Source organism: Microcoleus sp. K5-D4, from assembly GCF_036704575.1.
Lineage (GTDB): Bacteria > Cyanobacteriota > Cyanobacteriia > Cyanobacteriales > Microcoleaceae > Microcoleus.
The window spans coordinates 41,743-63,790 of the sequence record NZ_JAUBSD010000031.1 but is presented as its reverse complement, the minus strand read 5'-3'; the positions used below and the strand labels follow the sequence as shown (position 1 = coordinate 63,790).

At 44.7% G+C, this 22,048-nt stretch carries 12 protein-coding genes; 10 read left to right on the top strand and 2 right to left on the bottom strand.

Annotation, left to right across the window (positions count from 1 at the left end; translation table 11 throughout):
- From QUA77_RS12495 to QUA77_RS12455, 9 genes are all read left to right on the top strand, one after another.
- A partial coding sequence (locus QUA77_RS12495) for a S8 family serine peptidase (RefSeq protein ID WP_333450332.1) occupies positions 1-3,988 on the top strand: 3,988 nt, incomplete at its 5' end.
- Between the two features lie 154 nt (positions 3,989-4,142).
- Positions 4,143-4,637: a hypothetical protein gene (locus QUA77_RS12490; protein ID WP_333450331.1), complete on the top strand. Its 495-nt coding sequence runs from the start codon at positions 4,143-4,145 to the stop codon at positions 4,635-4,637.
- Between the two features lie 71 nt (positions 4,638-4,708).
- Positions 4,709-11,281, top strand: a complete 6,573-nt coding sequence (locus QUA77_RS12485; RefSeq protein WP_333450329.1) for a S8 family serine peptidase — start codon at positions 4,709-4,711, stop codon at positions 11,279-11,281.
- A 200-nt stretch (positions 11,282-11,481) separates the two neighbouring features.
- Positions 11,482-11,610: a hypothetical protein gene (locus QUA77_RS12480; protein WP_333450328.1), complete on the top strand. Its 129-nt coding sequence runs from the start codon at positions 11,482-11,484 to the stop codon at positions 11,608-11,610.
- Positions 11,607-12,968: a cytochrome 450 gene (locus QUA77_RS12475; RefSeq protein WP_333450326.1), complete on the top strand. Its 1,362-nt coding sequence runs from the start codon at positions 11,607-11,609 to the stop codon at positions 12,966-12,968. Before QUA77_RS12480 ends, QUA77_RS12475 begins: the two co-directional genes overlap by 4 nt.
- A 261-nt stretch (positions 12,969-13,229) precedes the next feature.
- Positions 13,230-13,775, top strand: a complete 546-nt coding sequence (locus QUA77_RS12470) for a hypothetical protein (protein ID WP_333450325.1) — start codon at positions 13,230-13,232, stop codon at positions 13,773-13,775.
- A 116-nt stretch (positions 13,776-13,891) separates the two neighbouring features.
- Positions 13,892-14,953 carry an S-methyl-5-thioribose-1-phosphate isomerase gene (mtnA, locus tag QUA77_RS12465; RefSeq protein WP_333035227.1) on the top strand — a complete coding sequence of 354 codons (1,062 nt, stop codon included), beginning with the start codon at positions 13,892-13,894 and terminating at the stop codon, positions 14,951-14,953.
- A gap of 28 nt (positions 14,954-14,981) precedes the next feature.
- Positions 14,982-15,476, top strand: coding sequence for a type IV pilin-like G/H family protein (locus QUA77_RS12460; RefSeq protein ID WP_333450324.1), 495 nt, complete (start codon positions 14,982-14,984; stop codon positions 15,474-15,476).
- 3 nt (positions 15,477-15,479) lie between these two features.
- The gene (locus QUA77_RS12455) at positions 15,480-16,337 is read left to right on the top strand and encodes a rhodanese-like domain-containing protein (protein ID WP_333450323.1); all 858 of its coding nucleotides are present in this window, start codon (positions 15,480-15,482) and stop codon (positions 16,335-16,337) included.
- Between the two features lie 118 nt (positions 16,338-16,455).
- On the opposite strand, the gene QUA77_RS12450 is transcribed toward QUA77_RS12455, so the two are convergent.
- Positions 16,456-16,803, bottom strand: a complete 348-nt coding sequence (locus QUA77_RS12450; RefSeq protein WP_333450322.1) for a hypothetical protein — start codon at positions 16,801-16,803, stop codon at positions 16,456-16,458.
- 330 nt (positions 16,804-17,133) lie between these two features.
- Between QUA77_RS12450 and QUA77_RS12445 the strand changes: the two genes are divergently transcribed.
- Complete coding sequence (locus tag QUA77_RS12445; protein WP_333450321.1) at positions 17,134-18,054, top strand: cation diffusion facilitator family transporter; 921 nt, start codon at positions 17,134-17,136, stop codon at positions 18,052-18,054.
- Positions 18,055-18,634: 580 nt separating this feature from the next.
- Here QUA77_RS12445 and QUA77_RS12440 read toward each other — a convergent pair.
- Positions 18,635-21,982, bottom strand: a complete 3,348-nt coding sequence (locus QUA77_RS12440; protein WP_333450320.1) for a tetratricopeptide repeat protein — start codon at positions 21,980-21,982, stop codon at positions 18,635-18,637.
- Positions 21,983-22,048 lie beyond the last annotated feature (66 nt).

The following is a 22,048-nucleotide window of genomic DNA, read 5'->3' as shown; positions in this document are numbered from 1 at the left end:
ACCAACACCAACACCAACACCAACACCAACACCAACACCAACACCAACACCAACACCAACACCAACACCAACACCAACACCAACACCTCCGTTACCAACACCAACACCAACACCAACTCCAACACCTGCTGGAATTACCGTTAATCCTACAAGTGGATTAATCACCACAGAAGCAGGCCAAACAGCAACATTTAATGTTCAACTCAACACCTTAAACATCCCACCTAGTGGCGATGTGAAAATAGATTTAGCAAGTTCCAATACAGCAGAAGGAACAGTTTCCCGGCAATCGCTTACCTTCAACTCTACGAATTGGAATCAGCCGCAAACAGTAACGGTAACAGGCGTTGACGACTTTGCTATTGACGGTGATCAAGCTTACACCATTGTTACTAGCCCTGCTGTCAGTACGGATAACAGATTTAACGGATTAAATGCGTCCGATGTCGCTGTCACCAATAACGATAATGACAGCAATATCCCAGCACAAGACTTAGCTGCAAACACATCAGCTACAGCCCGTACAATCAATGCAAGTTCCGCTCTCAGAAACTACAGTGATTCAGTAAGTAGTAACGATCCAGATTACTACAAATTCACGATCGGTGCTGACAATGACTTCAACTTGTCAGTCAGCGGATTTACGGGAGATATTAATCTTGAATTGCTTGACAGCAATCAAAATGTCATCTCAACTGCAATAAGTTCTGGCGCTGGCTCAAAATTAATTAACCGCATTTTGGAACACGGCACTTACAGCCTTCGAGTTTCTTCAGTTAATAGCGCCGAGACTCCATACAATTTGAATTTGTCGGCTGTACCTCGTCTTGCAGGTGTCACAACTACAGGATATGAAGGCCCTGCCGTCACAAATCCGCAGTCAAATTCAATTAGCAGAAACTTGGTGGCTGGCATCAACAATGTTTTAGCCAATAACAATCTATCCAATTCCCTGCTCGATAGCAATTTCCTCGATACACTGCTGTTTGGTGATATTGGCGGCAACAGTAATGTATCCAGTTTCGCTAATAACTTCCTGCCAGCAGACTTTTCTGGTGGTTTTGACGGCAGCGGCAACGACCCCTTTCCCTTTCATGAGACTTCTGCTAGTGTATCCAGCGCGCAAATAAATCTGGACAAATTCCGCGCCACACCGCGTTTTTCCGGTATTGACGGCAGCGGTTTCTCTGTAGCGGTATTAGACACTGGCATCAACTTAAACCACCCATTCTTTGGTCTTGACAGCGACTCAAACGGCATCAGCGATCGCATTGTTTATAACTACGATTTTGCCGAGGGTGACGCAGATGCAAGCGACAAAGACGGACACGGATCGAACATTGCCAGCATTATTGCCTCCGAAGATCCAACCTATACGGGAATGGCTCCTGGGGCGAAGATTATCGACCTCAAGGTCAGAAAAGATATTATACCTGCTGATGGTAGTGACGAAATTAATAAGTTTCCGTATGTTGAACAAGCTTTGCAGTGGGTATTGCAAAATGCAGATACTTACAACATTGCCAGCGTTTGTATGGCATTCGGCAGCGGTGAAAATTTTCCCACCAGTCAAACTTCACTCTACGGTATTGGAGATGAACTGGCAGCATTAGCCGCAAAGAATATAATTGTTGTCTCTTCATCAGGCAATCGTTACTACCCGTACCAGAAAGATCCTAATCAGCTTCCAGGTGTAAACTACCCTTCAGCCGATCCGAATTCGCTGTCGGTTGGCGCGGTATACAATTCCGACATTGGTTATTCCTCTTTGGGAGGTTATTTTGCGAATAAGCCTGGTGAAAATAATGGGGAGTCTGTAATAGCTAACACCACCGCTGCCGATCGCATTGCTCCTTTTTCTCAGCGTAACGGGCAATTAACCACAGTTTTTGCTCCAGGAGCACCTATCACTGGGGCTGGCAAAGATGGCGATATAAACGAGAGAAGCACCTATCACGGTACCAGTCAAGCTACAGCCCACATTAGCGGCATAGCAGTATTAGCACAACAGTTAGCACAGCAAGAATTAGGCCGCAAACTGACGCCAACAGAGTTCGCTAATCTTTTGAAACAAACAGGTGTCACTATCAATGACGGCGACGATGAAGACGACAATGTTAACCATACCGGTCTTGATTTCAAGCGCGTCGATGTGCTGGCTTTGGGTCAAGGTATTGTTAATAATCACCCGCCGGTGTTAAACTACGGCTATACAACAACTCCGTGGCATTTCCAGAACTTGCGAGTCAGCAATGGCAGGAATTTCAACTACACCTTTCCGACAAATACTTTTACAGATCCCGATCCGGGAGATAGCCTCACCTACTCAGCCACTTTAAAAAATGGTGAAGCTTTACCGTATTGGCTGACTTTTAACCCGAATAACCGCACCTTCCAAGGAACAATTCCAGGGGAGCGAAATTTGGAAATAAAATTAACAGCAACGGACACATCGGGGGCAACTGCAAGTGATGTCATTTTAATGAAACTATCCAACTTTGGTGCTGTCATTGACGGTTATATCTCCGGTGCGACTCTCTTCTTAGATGCCAACAAAAACGGTATCCTTGATGCCGGGGAACCATCAACTACTACTGACTCTAACGGTGAATATTACCTCGATATTCCCTTCGAGACTTTTGACAAAAATCAGAATGGCGAAATTGACTCATCAGAAGGTAATTTAGTTGCTTTTGGAGGCACTGACACCGCCACCGGCTTACCCCTAGAAACACCAGTCACTGCACCACCAGATTCTACTGTTGTCACCCTCTTAACCAGCTTAGTCGCTGACTTAATCGACAAAGGAGTTGCACCGGAAACAGCACAATCTCTGGTCAAATCTGCTCTAGCAATTCCCGCTGAATTTGACCTGACTAACTTCGACCCCCTAGCAGCCATTAACAACAATTTACCGGGCGGTTTCCAAGTCTTATCACAAATGGTGAAAGTCCAAAATTTCATCACTCAAACAGCAGCTTTGATTGACGGTGCTTCCAGTGCAGCCAATACCGATATTGTCAAGGCTGTTGTCAGTTCAATTACGACTCCAATTGCATCGGGTACGGTTTTAAACATGAGTTCTTCAGCAGCTTTAGAACCAATAATTCAGCAAGCTGTTGCTAACATTCAACAGTTTGACCCTAGTTTCAATATCCAAAAACTATTACCAGTTGTTCCGGAAGCTGCGACAGTAATGGCAACAGCAAATCAGCGCATTGACCAACTTGTCTCCAACCCCACAGGAACATCAATTACTCAAGCTGTCGCCCGCGTCCAACAAGTAGCTTTGGGCGCAACAACTCAAGACTTCAAAGCAGTCGGTGCGGGAAATAAGACAATTTCCCAGGTAGTTACTGACAATACTGGTGCTGCTTTAGATACCAAAATTCAAGCTGTGACATTACCTGCTGGGATTGCAACTCCTGTTGTCAGTGGCGACGCGGATTTGGGCAGCAATTCTCCCGATCGAATTCTCGGTACCAGCGGCGACGATATCCTGACTGGCGACAGCAGCAATAATGTTTTGATGGGCATGAGGGGCAATGATTCTCTCGATGGTGCTTTGGGTAATGACACTCTGTTCGGCGGCAAAAGTAGCGATACTTTGCTTGGAAGTAGCGGTGATGATGCCTTGTTTGGCAACCGGGGTGCTGACATTTTAAACGGCGGCGATGGCAACGATATTCTGCTAGGAGGTAATGGTGATGATTTGCTGACTGGGGGTTTTGGAAATGATAGTTTGACAGGAGGTGATGGCAACGATCGCTTCCTACTCTCTACCAATTCGGGTATCGATATTATTTTGGATTTTGAAGATGGTAAAGATTTGCTTTCTCTAGGCAACAATCTTACTTTCTCCCAACTGTCCTTTACTCAAGAAAACAGTACAACTTTCATCCGTTCCTCAGTAAACGGAGAAATTTTAGCTGCTCTCAATGGGGTATCCTCCACTCTAATTAATGTCGCCGATTTTGGCTCTATCTAATAGCCATATTCCTGGACGCATAAGTACCAAAGAAACCGGGTTTTTTGCCCGGTTCAAGGGCTGTAACGAAGTTTTATCGTCAAAAACCAGGTTTCTGACCACCCGTGCGTAAGTCCCGATCGAGTAGTAGTGTATCCACCATGAGGTTTTTGATATGAATGAAGATTCCCAACCCATGTTTTTTCCTGTTTCTCGGCTTAAGTTGTTAGTGATGTCCCTAGTAACCTTCGGACTCTATCAAACTTTTTGGTTTTATAAAAACTGGCAGCTATTCAAAGCCGCAACAGGAAGAGACATTAGCCCCTTTTGGAGAGCTTTTTTCAGCGGGATTTTTTTCTACCCCTTACTCATAGAAATTAAGATTTGGGCTAAATCTTACTGTGTCGATCCCAATTTTAGTCCATTTATGCTGACTATTGCTTGGATTGGGCTTTTGCAGTGTGTCCGACTGCCAAAACCATACTTGCTACTGAGCTTTTTCTCTATAATAGCTTTGCTTCCCGTTCAAGAGAATGTGAATAAATTGAACTGTGTAGCAGCACCAAACCACAATCCTAACAGTCGATTTTCGGCATGGAATCTAGCAACAATCGCTGTGGGAGGCAGCCTGACTGTACTTGCGATCGTCGGGACACTGATGCCAGCTTAGGTGCGATTTGCATCAGTTTCACGACTCCAAACATCAAAGATTACTGTTGTTAATTAATAGGTAAATTAATCATGTCTACTTTCAGTTCCGCTACCAACTTTCCAGTCGGCACATTGCCAAATTCCGTTGTTGTAGGAGACTTTAACAAAGACGGCAAGCCCGATATCGCCACATCCAATGGCAACTCTAGCAACGTCTCCATTCTGTTGGGGACAGGCACAGGCAGCTTTGGCACTGCCGCCAACTTTAGTGCTGGGACTTATCCCGCATCTCTGGCATTAGGGGACTTTAACAGCGACGGCAACCTCGATATAGCTTCACCGTGGAGTATCGGAGGGGAGTTTCCCTCTTATCGGGTAGCCATCCTGTTGGGAAATGGCACAGGTAGCTTTGGCACTGCCACCAGCTTTGACGTAGTATCATCTCCCTATGCCGTCGCCGTAGGTGACTTTAACGGGGACAGCAAGCCAGACTTAGCTACGGCAAATGGCGGCAACAACGTCTCTCTTCTGTTGGGGACGGGTACGGGCACCTTTGGGGCGGCCACCAACTTTAATGTGGGAAATTTGCCCAGGTCTGTCGTGGCGGGGGACTTTAACGGCGACGGCAAGTTAGACTTAGCCACGGCGAACAATCAATCTGGGAGCGTCTCCATCCTTTTGGGGACAGGTACAGGCAGCTTTGGGGCTGCTACTAACTTTAATGCGGGGACAAGTCCCTATTCTGTTACTGTCGGAGACTTTAATGCGGATAACAACTCAGACTTAGCTGTAGCAAACAGTGGATCTAACAACGTATCGATCCTGTTGGGGACAGGGACAGGCAGTTTTGGGGCTGCTACTAACTTTAATGCGGGGACAAGTCCCTATTCTGTTACTGTCGGAGACTTTAATAGCGATAACAAGTCAGACTTAGCTGTAGCGAACAGCGGGACAAACTCTAACACAGTCTCTATTTTGTTGGGAGATGGTACGGGCAGTTTTGGTGCGGCGACTAACTTTGCGGCGGGGACAAATCCCTATTCAGTTACCGTTGGGGATTTTAACGCTGACGGCAAGACAGACTTAGCGACAGCGAACTATGGTTCTAACAATGTCTCGGTTTTACTCAACAATACACCGACAGTGAATTTCGGCGCTGCTGCCTACAGTGGCACAGAAGGAAACGCGGATACTATTATTAATATTCCCGTTACTGTCAGCAGCAGTCCCATCAAAGATTTGACAGTTGCGATCGCACTTAACCCCAGCAGTACAGCTACCCAAAATTTAGATTACACTTTTTCACCTGCCACTCTCACATTCAGTGCAGGTACTAACACCCTGACTCAGAATTTTGCTGTCACTGTCAAAGCTGACAATATCCCAGAGGACGCCGAAACTGCGGTGTTCAGCTTTGGTACGATTACTGATGGGATTGCAGGCACAACAAATCAAGCGACACTAACTATTCCCGCCAATGATGCTATAGATTACGCCATTGCTGCCGGTACTGCCAGCATCGCCGAAGGCAACAGTGGCAAAACTCCCGTTACTTTTACCGTGACTCGCAGCGGCGGGATTGATGCTGCCAGCAGTGTAAATTATGCAATTGGAGGAACTGCTACAAACAGCAGCGATTACAACAATATCGGCGGCACTTCCGGGGGAACTGGCGTTACTGGTACGGTGAATTTTGCTGCGGCCGAGACATCGAAAACAATTACTTTAGATGTATTGGGCGATGCGATAATTGAACCGGATGAAACTATTACTGTTACTCTGTCAAATCCGGTTGCACCAGGCCCGACTCCGACTATTACTACTGCTGCCGCTACAACTACTATTAGTAATGATGACACTGCCGGAATCACCGTCAATCCGATCGGCGGATTAGTGACAACAGAAGCAGGCGACAGCGCTACATTGACCGTTAAACTTAACAGTCAACCCAGTGCTAATGTTAGCATTGATTTGAGCAGTTCCAATCCCGCCGAAGCAACAGTTTCCAGCAACAGTTTAACTTTCACTCCCGCTAACTGGAATCAACCGCAAACGGTAACGGTGACAGGTGTTGACGACAGCGTTGCTGATGGCAGTCAAACTTACAATATTGTCACTGCTGCGACTGTCAGTACCGATACTAATTACAGCAATCTCAATCCCGATGATGTCAGCGCCAGCAACAGCGATAATGAAACTCCTGGCATTACGATTAATCCTGCGAGTACGACTGCAACTGAAGGCGGTGCAACAGGAAGTTACAGCGTTCAGTTAAATACTCAGCCGATCGCACCTGTTACGATTAACTTAGCTACAGGCAGTCAAATTCAACCAATTACCGCACTTACTTTTACCGCTACTAATTGGAATGTTGCTCAAACTGTTGCAGTTGCGGCGGTTGATGACAATTTAGTTGAAGGAAATCATGCAGGGGCGATCGACCATACTGCTACCAGTAGCGATGTTAATTATAACGGCATCACAATTTCACCTGTTAGCGTCGCCATTACTGATAACGACTCCCCAGGCGTTTCTATTAACCCTCCCAGTGCGAGTGCAACCGAAGGCGGTGCAACTGGAAGTTACAGCGTTCAGTTAAATACTCAACCGACAGCGCCTGTTACGATTAACTTGGCTACGGGCAGTGAAATTCAACCAATTACCGCACTTACTTTTAGCGCTACTAATTGGAATACCCCTCAAACTGTTGCAGTTGCTGCGGTTGATGACAATGTAGTGGAAGGAAATCATACCGGTGCGATCGCACATACTGCTACCAGTAGTGATGTTAATTATAACAGCATCACAATTTCACCTGTGAGTGTCGCCATTACTGATAACGACAATACGCCGACACCAACGCCAACCCCAACACCGATAACCCCAACACCAACCCCAACACCAATAACTCCCACCCCAACCCCAACACCAATAACTCCCACCCCAACCCCAACACCAATAACTCCCACCCCAACCCCAACCCCAACACCAATAACTCCCACCCCAACCCCAACACCAATAACTCCCACCCCAACCCCAACACCAATACCTCCCACGCCAACACCGATACCTCCAACCCCAACACCAATAACTCCCACCCCAACAGCGATACCTCCCACCCCAACACCGATATCTCCCACCCCAATACCGATACCTCCAACAGTCACACCTGCTGGAATTACGGTTAATCCTGCAAGTGGATTAACCACGACAGAAGCAGGCCAAACAGCCACATTTAATGTCACACTCAACAGCCAACCTAATGCTGATGTCAAAATAGATTTAGAAAGTTCCAATACAGCAGAAGGAACAGTTTCACCGGTATCGCTGACATTCAATTCTGGTAACTGGAACTCACCGCAGACTGTAACGGTGACAGGTGTTAACGACAGTGTTGTTGACGGGGATAAAACTTACACTATTGTTACAGCCCCTGCTGTCAGTACGGATAACACATACTCTGGGTTAAATGCACCCGATGTTGCAGTTAGCAATGCCGATGATGATACTAGCAATAGCACGTTTTCCATTGACCCTGTAACTGGCGCAAAATACAAATCAGGCGAGCTTTTAGTTAAGTTAAGAACTGACGCAACCGCAGCTACAATCCAGAGCGATTTATTTGCATCTAACGGGGTAATCGAAGTCGAAAACCTTCTACCTCCAAATCCTCCATCTAACGCAATTAGTTCGGCATTTCAAAGTGCTGTATCTTTCCCAAGCAGTGCGTTCGACTTCGTAAACTTGACGTTGTTGAACCAACAGTTGGAGTCAGCACAAGAGCAGTTGCCAAAATGGCGAGTGGTGAAAATAGCTGCCAATACAGACCTGCAACAGGTTAAAGCGAACTTAGCTCAAGATCCGCGAGTGGAAGCGGTTGAACTTAATTACGCAGTATCGCTCAACCAGTTTTCAAATATCTTTGATTTGAACCAGTTATTCAACGATGCCTCGATTCAGGAAACGCCAAGCGATCCGCGAATTAATGAACTTTGGGGTTTGAATAATATCGGACAAAGTGGTGGAACTTCTGATGCTGATATTGATGCACCAGAAGCCTGGGATCTGCAAAAAGGCAGCAAAAATGTGATAGTAGCAGTCATTGATACCGGTGTGGACTACAACCACCAAGACCTTGCTGCTAATATGTGGAGTAATACAGGGGAAATAGCAGGCGATGGAATTGACAACGACGGCAACGATTATAAAGATGACCTGCGCGGCTACGACTTCCAAAATAATGATAACGATCCAATGGATGACCACAGTCACGGAAGTCATGTTGCGGGTACTATTGGGGCAGTTGGCAATAACAACATTGGCGTTGTAGGTGTAAGTCAAAATGTTAGCCTCATGCCTTTAAAAGTTTTGGGATCGGATGGGTATGGTGTTGGATCTAGCCTCGCCAAAGCTATTAACTATGCTGTCAAAAAAGGTGCAAAAGTTATCAACGCTAGTCTGGGGAATTATCCCTTTTCCCAAGTTAGTAAAGATGCGATCGACGATGCTAATAAAAAGGGCGTTTTGTTCGTGGCAGCAGCAGGTAATGAGGGTAAATTGAACAATGATACTGACCCAAACTACCCCTCCAGCTACGATCTACCTAATATCATTGCGGTAGCAAACACAACTCGCAATGACGGGTTAAATTCGGACTCCCACTATGGAAAAACTTCAGTAGACTTAGGGGCTCCAGGAACCAGTATTCTTAGCACGATTCCAGGGAATCAGTACAGTTTCAAAAGTGGAACTTCTATGGCGGCTCCCCACGTGGCGGCAGCGGCAGCCCTACTTTTAGCTCAAAACCCCAACTTGAGTGTTACGCAGCTAAAAGATATCTTAATGAACACTACAGACCCGCTTACTTCTCTGAATGGAAAAACGGTTAGTGGAGGGCGTTTAAATATTCGCCGAGCTCTCAATCATCCACCAGTGCTAAACAGGGGTCAGACTACAACCCCCTGGCACTATAAATATCTAAATGTCAGCGATTCATCGACATTCAACTACACTTTTCCTTGGAACACTTTTAGTGACTCCGATCCGGGGGACACCCTTACCTATTCAGCAACCCTCAACAACGGTCAACCTTTACCTTATTGGTTGAGATTCAACCCCAATACCCGCACCTTTAATGGCACAATTCCTGGGCGGCAAGATTTGGAAATTAAATTAACAGCGACGGACACAGCAGGTGCAAGTGCGAGCGATGTGATTAAGCTGACACTTAGCGAGAAAGGTGTCGTGGTTGACGGATACATTGCGGATGCGACTTTGTTCTTCGATGCTAACAAGAACGGGGTACTGGATGGCAACGAACCATCAACTACTACGGACTCCAACGGTGAATATAAGCTCGATATCCCCTTCGAGACTTTCGACACCAATACAAACGGAGAACTCGACCCAGAAGAAGGGCATTTAGTTGCCACTGGAGGCACTGATACCGCTACTGGATTGCCTTTAGAAACACCCGTTACCGCACCTGCGGATGCTACTGTTGTCACGCTGTTAACCAGTTTGGTAGCAGATTTAATGGATGGGGGAATTGAACTCGATCGCGCGCAATCTCTGGTTAAATCTTCTCTTGCCATTCCCACTGAAGTTGACCTGATTAACTTAGACCCCATCAAGGCTACCAACAACAACCAACCGGGCGGAGTACAAGTCTTATCAGAAATGGTGAAAGTCCAAAACTTCATCACCCAAGCTGCCGCTTTGATTGATGGTGCTTCTAGTGCAGCTACGAAGGATCTTGTCAAAGCTGTTGTCAGTGCAATTACGACTCCAATTCAATCCGGCACTGTTTTAAACCTCAGCAATGCAGCCACTTTAGAACCGATAATTCAGCAAGCAGCCGCGAAAATCCAGCAAATAGACCCCAGTTTTGACAGTCAAAAATTCACCCAAATTATCTCGCAAGCTGGGACAGTAATGGCAACAGCAAATCAACGCATTGATGCCGCTGTCTCCAGCACAACAACGTCAATTCCTGAAGCGGTCGCCCGCGTCCAAACAGTAACTTTGGGCGCAACTACTCAAGACTTCAAAGCTATTGGTGCGGGAACTAAGACAATTTCTCAGGTAGTTGCTGAAAATACTGGTGCTGCTTTAGATGCCAAAATTCAAGCTGTGACATTACCTGCTGGGATTGCAACTCCTGTTATCAGCGGCGACGCAGATTTGGGCAGCAATTCCCCAGAGCGAATTCTCGGTACAAGCGGCGACGATATCCTCACGGGCGACAGCGGGAATAATGTTTTGATGGGCATGAGGGGCAATGATTCGGTTGACGGAACCGGAGGTAATGACACTCTTTTCGGAGGCAAAAATAGCGATAATTTGCTAGGAAGTAGCGGTGATGATGTTTTGTTTGGTAATCGCGGTGATGATTTGTTGGATGGCGGTTTGGGAAATGATAGTTTGACGGGAGGGAATGGAGTCGATCGCTTCTTGCTCTCTAGCAATTCGGGTATCGATATTATCTTGGATTTTGAAGACGGAAAAGATTTGCTTTATTTAGGCAACAATCTTACTTTCTCCCAACTTTCTTTTACTCAAGAAAACAGTGCAACTTTCATCCGTTTGTCAGCAACCGGAGAAATTTTAGCCACTCTGAATGGGGTGTCGTCCAGTCTAATTAATGCCGCCGATTTTGGCTAAATTTAATAGCAAGTAGTCGCACATAACTACGGTTTATGTGCGACTCTCAAAGATTGCGGCTAATACTTGAGATGCAGAAAGTATATCTACTTACGAGGAATCGTTATAAATTACACTCACTCTCCGGAAAAAGGCTAGACTTAGACGCAGACATATTCAGTAAAACTATCTCTATATTGCCACTGCGTGCACAAAGAAAAATGGCTATAGTTATACTTACTGATTTTGGCAATGAAGCGGGTATTCAATCCCGCTCTATTACTGTTCAATACCCTCTTGCTGCTAAAAGCGAAGCGCGTTATGGCGAAGGAGTCTCGGAGGAATTATGATGAACCTAAATTTAGATACTATTTTCTCATCGCTGATGAACCCGGCCCTGAACGAGTTTCAGGTTTGGGCTTTGCAAAACCCAGAAGAAAGTCTCAGCAAAACGATGCTGCCGCCGATCGCCCTGATTGAGGGTTTGATTGCCAACGAACCCACCTATTTGCAGATAAAACGGTTGGCTTTCGGAGCCAACTTTTGCTGCGCGGGGCAAGTCGTGATGGGAGAGTTTGACACCTTAGAAAAAGCACTCACATCGCCCCAGGCGCGCGGATGGCGGCTTGGTACTTCTGTACTCGAACCCGATAGCGCCCCCAACCAAGATGTCGGCGGCAGAAACCTTTTCCTGCTGTCTTTGTCTGATCGCGAAACTGATGGTAGCAGCAACCACGCAGCATTCCGAAGCTGTATGCAGAAATATCTCTTCAACAGTGCGACAGCGGATCGCCAGGGAGACGAAATCAGCAGGCGGTTGCTCGATCGGCTAGCTGCAGATTATGCCCAAATGCCACACGCTGCGGGGGGAGCGTTTTTTACCGATGTCAAGCGGGGTTGGATGGGATTTTTAGTCCGATACCTGCACTACGTCATCTTTGGGATTAATCCAGACGATTCAGAGTCGATCGAACTTCTCACCGAATTGCATTACACTCGCCAAAGCCCGCTGCACTACTTCGCCGTCATCGGCAACCTGCTGCAAAGCCTGAACCTCTTTGGACACGGGGATTTGTCAACTCTAATCGAGCGTGCAGCGACTATCTATGAGAATTCCCCAGCTTTAGCCGACTTCGAGGAGAGCTCGGAAAACAACGGCATGACTAAGCGGGAATTGGCAAAGCTGATGACATCAATTATGGGCATAGCAGGACTGCAAGGCCCCCTGCACCTAGGCTACACGGCAATGGGATACCGCCCTCTCCCCGCCTATAAAGGACAGCAGACGGCCGAAATTAACCCGACTGATTTTTGGGATCAGCTCGATTTGGACGATCGCCAGTCGATCGAGCTGTTCCTCCTGGAATGCGCCCGCCTCTGGGCCCCCGTCAGCGCCACGCACCGAGTCGCCACAGAGCCTTTCACCGCAACGGTAGCGGGCAAAGAGCGCACCTTCCCCGCAGGAACCAAGGTACTGATACCGATCAGCCTGGGGCTGCTAGACGGGAGTTTCTGGGGCTCTACGGTATACGAATTCAACCCTAAGCGGGAGAATCTGTGCCCTTTTCATATGGGATTTCATTCTGTGGGCGATCGTAGTGCGGGACGGATTTGCCCCGGTAAAGACATCGCACTCAAGATGCTGGTGGATGTCGTGAGTACGGTAGGCAAAGTGCGACGACCCTCTGAGCCTAATTTGCGGCGGTAATTAATCCAAAAGCTCGATCGGACAGCGGTTGAAACTGAGATATTGCACCATTCTCGCTTAACAGGCCCGACGGCCCACCCCACAAGACATCGAGTTTATTGTGGGGTGTCCCCCCCGCCCTTGAATAACTGATTGGCTATGATTCAAGATGTGAGTTGAAACCGCACGTCACATAAACTATCGAGCGAGCGATCAACTAAGAAATCAAGGGGGTATCTAATAGGAAACCAAAACACAACTATTTTGAGGGTAAATAATACCATGTTAATCGAAGAAAAGCAACTAAAAGACATCGCGAATTGGATGAAAGTAGAACATCCAGCCGAGTTACCCGAAGTCCTGCAAGGTATCTTTTTTATGGACGGGAATGTTTTACCAGACGATTGTCTGACGATGTACAGTTCAGACTGGAATGCTGCCGAACGGACGTTATTGCTGCGCGTTTTTGACCCTGTTATCTGGACATTTCATTCATCAATGGCAGGACGGATGTTAATTTATTTAGTCAAATTTTCTCGCTTCAGCTACTTGTTCCGATTCTCGGATGCAACTTTGCAGCACGGGCACATCACGCCGATAGTGTTTGGATGGTCTGTGCCGCAGTGGCTGGTAGATTTTTTGATCGATCGAGATCCGAACAGTCCGAATGGAGATATCTGGTATCGCACAAACTCGTTTTTCGGCAGACCTCCTGACAACGGATATATACTTCGCAGGATTGTAGACAAAGATGGGAACTACACATCAGCTTTTCCAGATATGCTGTCTAAAGTTGAGAGTGATTGTTTAATTATTGCCAAAAAGTGAAAATATTTAGGAAAACTACAAAACCCGCTTAATTAGGCGGGTTTTGTCGATCGAAGTGGCGGGAATAGTCGCCTTCATGGCATCATAGAAACTTGTCCCTCACATCATTGAAATCGATGACCCCTCAAAACTCCCCCGTTTCCCCCGTCACCTGGATGGAAGACCGAGTTCTGCTAATTGACCAAAACCGACTCCCGAAAGAATACGGTGTAGTCGAAATTAGCCGTTGCGAAGATATGGCTGAGGCGATTAAAACTATGATAGTCCGAGGTGCTCCGGCGATCGGGGTAGCAGCAGCTTACGGGATGTATTTGGGGGCGCGAGAAATCGAAACGGGCGATCGTACCGAGTTTTTTACTAAATTAGAACAAGTTGGTGAGTTATTGCGATCGACTCGTCCCACCGCAGTTAATTTGTTTTGGGCAATATCGCGAATGCTCAAAACAGCCGAGAAAACTAGCGGTTCTGTCGAACAAGTGCAAAAAACTTTGTTAGAAATGGCTAAAACCATTCAAGCAGAAGACTTGCAAACTTGTAAAGATATCGGCGACAAAGGTTTAGAAGTTCTGCCAGCTACACCCGAAAAATTGAACTTACTAACTCACTGCAATGCCGGTGCATTAGCAACTGCAGGCTACGGTACTGCTTTAGGTGTATTTCGTTCTGCTTGGCGAGAAGGAAGACTCGGAAGAGTTTTTGCAGACGAAACTCGGCCCCGTCTCCAAGGTGCAAAACTAACCACTTGGGAATGCGTGCAAGAAGGAATTCCCGTAACATTAATAGCCGACAATATGGCCGCTCACTGCATGAAACTCGGCATGATTCACGCAGTAGTTGTCGGTGCAGACAGAATCGCTGCTAACGGCGACGCCGCCAATAAAATTGGCACTTACAGTTTAGCAATTGTTGCCAAAGCTCACAACGTCCCGTTTTTTGTCGCCGCTCCTCTGTCAACAATTGATTTTGAACTTTCCGACGGCAGCCAAATTCCCATTGAAGAACGCGATCCAGTTGAAATGTATCAAGTTGGAACTACGCGAATTTGTCCTGTGGGAGTAGAATTTTACAATCCCGCTTTTGACGTAACTCCGGCGGAATTAATATCGGGAATAATCACAGAACACGGCACGGTTGCTCCTGGGGCGTTGAAACAGTTTCAGGCAAAACAATTAGTTTAATTATATGTTTATCAACTGCTCATTCCACATGGCTTATGTGAAATTAAGCAGGATTTATAGCAGCAACTGGCAGATTAAAGTTGCGATCGCAGTTCTAACTCTGCCAGTTGTTTTCAGTCCTGTCTCGGAAGCTCAAGTGTCACAAACGCTTAAAGCTAAGGAATCACAAGCGAAAAAATTTGTGGGTTCGATGAATAAAGCTCAGCAAGTTTACTATGCTGAAAAAGCAGGTTTTACAAGTTCTGTTTCCAATCTATTGGTTTATATGGGTCTCCAAATTAAACCTGCCGCAGCCAATTACAGCTACTCGATCGCCATGGTGAAAAAAGGTGCTGTATTTAACTACGGAGTATCGAAGCAAGCTAATCTCAAAAGTTTTGTGGGGGGAGTCTTTTTGGTGGGAAACAAGACTCAAACAATCTTGTGTCTAAATGTTGCTCCTGGCAAGACTAAACCAGCTCCTCCAACTAATACCAAAGGGATTTTAGCCTGCGGTGCTAATACAGCCAAAGTTACTCAATAAATCATGTCTAATTTACTGGGTAATCTAGCAAATAACTGGATAGTAAATGCAGATTTAGCTAAGCAATTGCTGGAACAAGAAGCTACTTTACTAGATGCTCGCGCACCTATTTTCAAGTGGTTTTGCCGTTTCTCACCAGCTATTCCCGTAACTTGGCAGGAATTTTCCCGTTCCGACTTTCCCCACAAGGGAAAAATTATGGAAAATAACACAGTTTTAACTCAAAAACTGCAAGCAATTGGTATTTGTCAAGACAAACCTGTGATAGTGGTTGCCGATTCGGTAAAAGGGTGGGGCGAAGACGGAAGGATTGTTTGGATGTTGCGGACTTTGGGACACGAAAAAGCTGTTTTTGTAGATGGAGGATATCGGGCTTTAATCAAAGCTGGAATTAATCGAGTAAAAGCTGCAAACAATCCATCGAAAACAGGAGATTTTGTAATATCTCGCCGCTCGAATTGGGAAATTCAGCGGGATGAATTTAAAGCTATTTTAGGAGATGCTAATTTAGCAGTTATTGACGCCAGAGAGCCGCGAGAATATGCAAGTAAAACGCCTTACGGAGAAAAGCGCGGCGGCCACATTCCCGGTGCGGTTCACCTCTATTACAAACAGTTAATGGACAAACAGGGAAAACTGCTGGATCGCGGGGAAATAGTTGCTATTTTGCAGCAAAAAGGAGTTTCGCAGTCAACTCAAATTGTGAGTTATTGCTCCGGGGGAATTCGTTCTGCATGGTTGACTTGTGTCTTGACAAATGTGGGATTTAATGCTAATAATTATGCAGGTTCAATGTGGGAATGGTCGGCGTCGCCTGCAGATAGTTATCCTGTTTCAATAAGCCTTTCAGGGGCGGGCTAGAAGCCCACCCCACAAGAACATTTAATGTTTGTGGAACAGGCCGGAAACCCTGTTAAGCGAGAATGGTATCTGAACTCAGATTCAACCTATTAACTACAAACGATCGAGGTTGAGATTCTCAACCGACTTGTTCGATATACTGAGCGAGATCGTCGCGCAGGCGGCTGAGTTCGGCTTCGGTGGTCACGCGCACGCGATCGTCCCTAACCGTAATCAGCACTTTCGCAGCAAAAGGAGTCGGCCAGATATTCGGGTTGCAGAAAACTTCCAAAAATATATCCCCGGCATACCGATATTCCATCGGTTTTTGGGGAGAAGCTTTAGCGCCAGCGGTTTTGGCTGCTACAGCTTTCAAGCTTTCCATCAAAGCTGCAATATCGCTTTGCAAATCCCGGGCGGCTTGCGCGGAAAAGCTAAAGGAGACAGAACCTTCGACTAAATTCAGAGTCAGCGGAGAAAGAGACATGGGCAATGAAATTTAACATACGATTGTTAATGATAAAAAATATAGTAACCCAAAAGAAGTACATTCCAGCTCAATTGGAAGGCAAAACTGGTATTAATTAAAAATTGTCTCAAGAAGCTAGGCTAAATTAATGAATATAAATCTACTCGCCACCGAGATTCTGCAAGAGTTTTAACCTGTTAAGCTGTTTAGCATTTAAACTGGGTGTTTCAGAGGCTGAAACCCTTTACTGCCTTAGATAGCCTCTAAAATTTAAATGATGAACAGCTTATGACTTGATAAGCTTTAAACTAGAAGCCAGAAAACTTGACGGCAGATCGAGGAGATTTTATGGTTGCCGATAACCGTTCCGAAGTCCGCAAGGTTTTAATAATTACTTTATTGCTAAATTTGCTGGTGATGGCAATTAAAGCAGCCGTGGGATGGCTGACTGGTTCCCTCAGTTTGCTGGCAGATGCTTTGCACAGCGTCACGGACAGCGCTAATAATATTTTAGGATTGGTAACTAATCATTATGCCAATCCGCAGCCCGATCGCGATCATCCCTACGGACACCAAAAATTTGATGCTCTCGGAGCTCTGGGAATTGCTGCTTTTCTGGGAATTGCCTGTTTTGAAATTCTCAGCGGTGCTGTCGAAAGGCTGATTAACGGGGGTAAAGTTGTCAAAATATCCCCAAATGAACTGTGGATTTTGCTGATTGTACTGGGGATTAATATTTTTGTCACTTTTTACGAGCGCAGGGTTGGGAAACGCCTTGGAAGCGCGATTTTGGTGGCTGATGCTCAGCACACGATGAGCGATGTTTGGGTGACAATTATGGTCATCGCCGGGTTGATTGGTGTTTGGCAAGGGCAGGTTTGGAATATACCTCAATTACAATCCCTGGATGTGTTTTTGTCTTTTCCTGTGGCTGTTTTGGTATTTAGCAGCGGTTGGAAGGTTTTAAGGGAAAATCTGCCTTGGTTGGTGGATGAAATGGCGATCGCACCGGAAGTTATTCACGCGATCGCGATCGATGTACCGGGGGTGGTCAACTGTCACTCGATCGCCTCCCGTGGCGTTGTAGGGCGTCAAGTATTTATTGATATGCACATGATTGTGGATGCTGTCGATGTAGAAACAGCTCACCGGATTACAGAAGAAGTAGAAGCCCGTTTGGAACAACGTTTCAGCCCTGTACGCATCTTAATTCACGTTGAGCCGCCGGCTTACCATTCCGACCAAATTAGCTACGATTCTGAAAAATGAAGGCACAACCAGTGATTTTGACACGGATACACGGATTAATTGAAGAATCGGGAAAGTATTTTTACTTACCGCAATTCCTCCAATTTTTTAAATCCTATCAATCGGGTTAGAGTGATCGCACTTAATTTAGTAGCAGTTTTCCACAGGAAAAAGGGGTTTTTCCACAGAAAAGGGCAAGTTTTCCACAATAGATCGATCGGCTGTCGTCGATTTCTGTCTTTCTATTTGTATAAATTCCAAGTATTTTGAATTTCTGTAGCCATTTCCCCCCGCAAATGCCAAGGTAGCAAAATCTCCACTTTTGAACCGAGAGCTCGCAGCCATCTCAACGGGTAGTGCGGATGGAATTTTTACTTTATTTTATCTGGTGCTAGCCTATCTACTCTCGATCGTAGCGGAAATTCTCCTACTCTGTTTTAGCGGACGATTCTCTTAATTCAGAGAAAGATGAAGAAATGTTTCGATCGAGTTGGATTTGGGGGAGTGAGTGCGATCGCACTCTTACCACCGAACCAGATAACGCAGATATATCTCAACCTTCAATCTTAATCATTTTCAGTTTAAAAACTGAAACTTTAGTTTATAGGGGCATCATATAGTGATGACAAGTGTTCGATCCAGGATTTTCTAATGGATCTACAATCAGCACAATAAAGTAATCTTTTGGATTATACATTTCCAAAAACATTAGAATTGAATCCCACATTTCACTTGGAGCATTTTGGGACAAGTTTATACAATTATTTTGTGTTACATAAGCCCTAGTCAGTTCCTCATACGATTTTTGTACTTCAATTAAGACAATTCCTTTCCCCAATTGCTGATAACCGCTAATAGCTTGCTGTTTAATTAACTCACTAAAGTGCGAGAATATTTTTTGAGCTACTGGAACTAAATTGTACAACTCGGGAGTTTGAAAAATATCCTTACTACTAATACCCTCAATGATTGAAGTATGAGGTTGTCTGTTTTTTCCAAATCCTTGAGCTTTACGCTTTTCCTTTGAAATTTTTTTCAGCTTTGATTCTAGATCTACTAACGCAAATCTTCCGGGAAAAGCATTCATTAGCTTTTGTTGAGATTCATCAGGGATTGTGCGAAGATAAGGCATATGAGCCAGTGATATTTGATACATAATAGTATCAGGGTGATCCGGCCCGAAAGTCTTAAAAGCAATTTTGAAAGCTTTCTTCCATAACTCCTCTCCTTCGTCAAATTTCCCTTGTCGGCAGTACAAGTCTGCTAAATTATGAAAACTAGAAGCAACATCAGGATGCTCGTTTCCTAAAATTTCTCTTCTTACTTGTAAAGATTCTACATATAATAACTCGGCTTTTTTAAGTCGATTTTTGTAAAAGTATACAATCGCTAAATTATTCAAAGTACCAGCATAATCTAAATGCTTCTTTCCCACCGACTTCTCCTTTATTTCTAAAGATTTTAAAAGCAATTGTTCTGCGTCTGTATAACGGCATAGATCTGTGTAAAGTAGTCCTAAATCGTTGAGACTAACAGCATAGTCAGGATGATTATCGGATAAACAATTTTTCCTAATTTCTAAAGCTTGCTTAAAAAAAGATTCGGCTTGATTGTAATTTTCTTGCGCTCTATAGATATTTCCTAGATTGTTGAGAACAGAAGCTACATCAGGATGATGCTCTCCAAACAAATTTTTAAGAATATCTAGAGATTCCATAAATAGAACTTCAGCTTGTCTATATTTTCCCTGAACGTCGTAAAGAGATGCCAAATTATTTTTGTACGCAGCTATTGCGCGATGGTTATTATCTAATAAATTTCTAGCAATATTTAAGCTGTCTTTAAGTAGAGATTCAGCTTCATTATAACGACCCTGGTCTTTATACAATTTTCCTAAAGTATTTAAAACCGCAATCAGTATATCAATCCCTTTATCTTTGCAAAAGTGTTGACGTAAAATAGGTATAAAAACCTGTTCTTCATCTTCGCTAATCTTTTCGGTAGTTTTAAATTTTTCCTCTCCATCAAGACCATCTAAGTCGTAATTATTTAATAACTCTTTTTCGGAAAGTATTAATAATTTTTCTGCTTCGTTAAACCGATTTTGGAAAATGTAAATTAACGCAAGCTCATATTGGATCGTTATTCGCCATAAATGTTGGTCATCCAGATTTTCTTTGAAAGATGCTAAAACAGTTTTACAAAGTGTTTCTGCTTCTTTGTAAAAACCTTGCAACATATAAAGTTTTGCTAAAGTTCGTTTTACAACACTCACAAAAAGAAGATTTACATGAAAACGAGTTTGTAGCTTTTCTATAAAGAACTGACACGAATCAGCAGCTAAAGCGTACAGACCTTGATTTTCATAGAAAGAGATTAATACAGTAAAAGGATATCCAAAGTCTGAATCGCTAAGATATTGACTCATCTCTTCGACGATTTCTTGTATATGAGGAATAAGAGGAGAAATAAAGTTAATTTCATCGTGGTTTGGTGAATCTGGTATCTGTTTCGCCAAGGCTGCTATATATCCTACCAAGTAAAATTTCAGTTCTTCTGCCTCTGGTAGTGCTTCTAGCTTTTGCCGAAAGAACTCTCTGATAAGTTGATGAAACCGATAAATTCCCTCACCGCAAGGCTGAAGTAAATTCAATCGAACAAGCTTATTTTTAGCTTCTTCTGTCGCTTCTAGGGAGTTTTCCAATTCTTCCAGCATTTCCTGAGTAATTCCCTGAGATTCTAATGCTTTTTTTATGGCTTTTGCATCTTCTTCACTCATTGCAAGCTGTAATTCATTGGGTTTCCAAGGAATGGGCGCTGGAGCAAACAAACTCAGAAGACAGCCTAACCTCTGCTCAGCATCATTTAGGCGTTCCCAACTCAACTCAAAAGCATCGGCAACTCCTAGTTGAGCGGTCATTGTTGGTTCTGGATTCTTCAAGGCTGAATGTCTTAGACGTTTCTGCTTTAATCGTCGCAACATTTCTCCTAAAGATAAATCTTCATCTTGTGCCAAATATTGCCCTACTAATTCCAATCCTAGAGGCAAATAACCCAGCCACTTGCATAAATTTCTAGCAACCCAAGGCTCTCGCTTTAGCCTTTCTCGCTCAACTAAAGACTTCAGCAGAGCTAGAGCTGCTTTCGGTTTCAGCACATCTAAATCTAGACGAGCAATCGGTTTACCAAGCCTTTCCCGCGTTGTAATCAACACTTTGAAGCGAGATTCAGATGGTATATAAGACTTAATTTGCCTGTAATCTGCAACATCATCAATAACAATTAGTACCTGACCTTCATTCCAACGTTGCCAGCAGAATTGTACTTGACCAGCTAATGTCAATCCATTGGGTAAGGTGAAGTTTGGAAAATGCGCGATCGCAAACTCGACAATTTGAACTCCGATGTCTCCAAGTTTGGGATACAGCCAACAAATACCGCCTTTGTAGGTTTCTGCATGACTTTGAGCATACTGGATCGCGAGTTCAGTTTTGCCAACACCGCCCATACCAGCAATCGCCGCAATTACTACCTGATTGTTTTTTTCCAGAAGTTGGTGCAATTCTGAAAGTTGCTCTGTGCGACCGACAAACTCAACAGCACCACTGCGAGGAATATTATTGTGATGTTCCAGACGGCTCTGAGTTGCTAAGACTGTCTTTTCTAATCCTTCTGTATGCCCAAGCTTTGGTAATTTTGACTTTGAACAAACCTGGTTCCACGCCTCGATACCGACAATATCTGTCACTTTTAAGCCAAAACCCTTTTCAGCGATCGCCCACGCAGACTCCGGATCGACTCCACCACCGTATAAGAAGGTCTTGACTGTCTTTTGATCTACACCTGCTTTCTCTGCAATACGCTCAAACGTCAGACGCCGCCCTTCACTGTCACGATTAGCAGCTTTGGATTCTTTAAGTATTCTGATTCCTTCTTCAGTAGCTTGCACACTGCGGGATTTGCGTCTTCGAGTCATTGATGTAGTCAGTTTATTTGTATTGTTACTAGATTAACC

Bases quoted from the DNA above. Each gene is read 5' to 3' on its own strand.
- QUA77_RS12485 (WP_333450329.1), top strand. From the start codon at position 4,709: ATGTCTACTTTCAGTTCCGCTACCAACTTTCCAGTCGGCACATTGCCA.
- QUA77_RS12470 (WP_333450325.1), top strand. From the start codon at position 13,230: ATGTTAATCGAAGAAAAGCAACTAAAAGACATCGCGAATTGGATGAAA.
- mtnA (WP_333035227.1), top strand. From the start codon at position 13,892: ATGACCCCTCAAAACTCCCCCGTTTCCCCCGTCACCTGGATGGAAGAC.
- QUA77_RS12490 (WP_333450331.1), top strand. From the start codon at position 4,143: ATGAATGAAGATTCCCAACCCATGTTTTTTCCTGTTTCTCGGCTTAAG.
- QUA77_RS12460 (WP_333450324.1), top strand. From the start codon at position 14,982: ATGGCTTATGTGAAATTAAGCAGGATTTATAGCAGCAACTGGCAGATT.
- QUA77_RS12480 (WP_333450328.1), top strand. From the start codon at position 11,482: ATGGCTATAGTTATACTTACTGATTTTGGCAATGAAGCGGGTATTCAA.
- QUA77_RS12455 (WP_333450323.1), top strand. From the start codon at position 15,480: ATGTCTAATTTACTGGGTAATCTAGCAAATAACTGGATAGTAAATGCA.
- QUA77_RS12445 (WP_333450321.1), top strand. From the start codon at position 17,134: ATGGTTGCCGATAACCGTTCCGAAGTCCGCAAGGTTTTAATAATTACT.
- QUA77_RS12475 (WP_333450326.1), top strand. From the start codon at position 11,607: ATGATGAACCTAAATTTAGATACTATTTTCTCATCGCTGATGAACCCG.
- QUA77_RS12450 (WP_333450322.1), bottom strand. From the start codon at position 16,803: ATGTCTCTTTCTCCGCTGACTCTGAATTTAGTCGAAGGTTCTGTCTCC.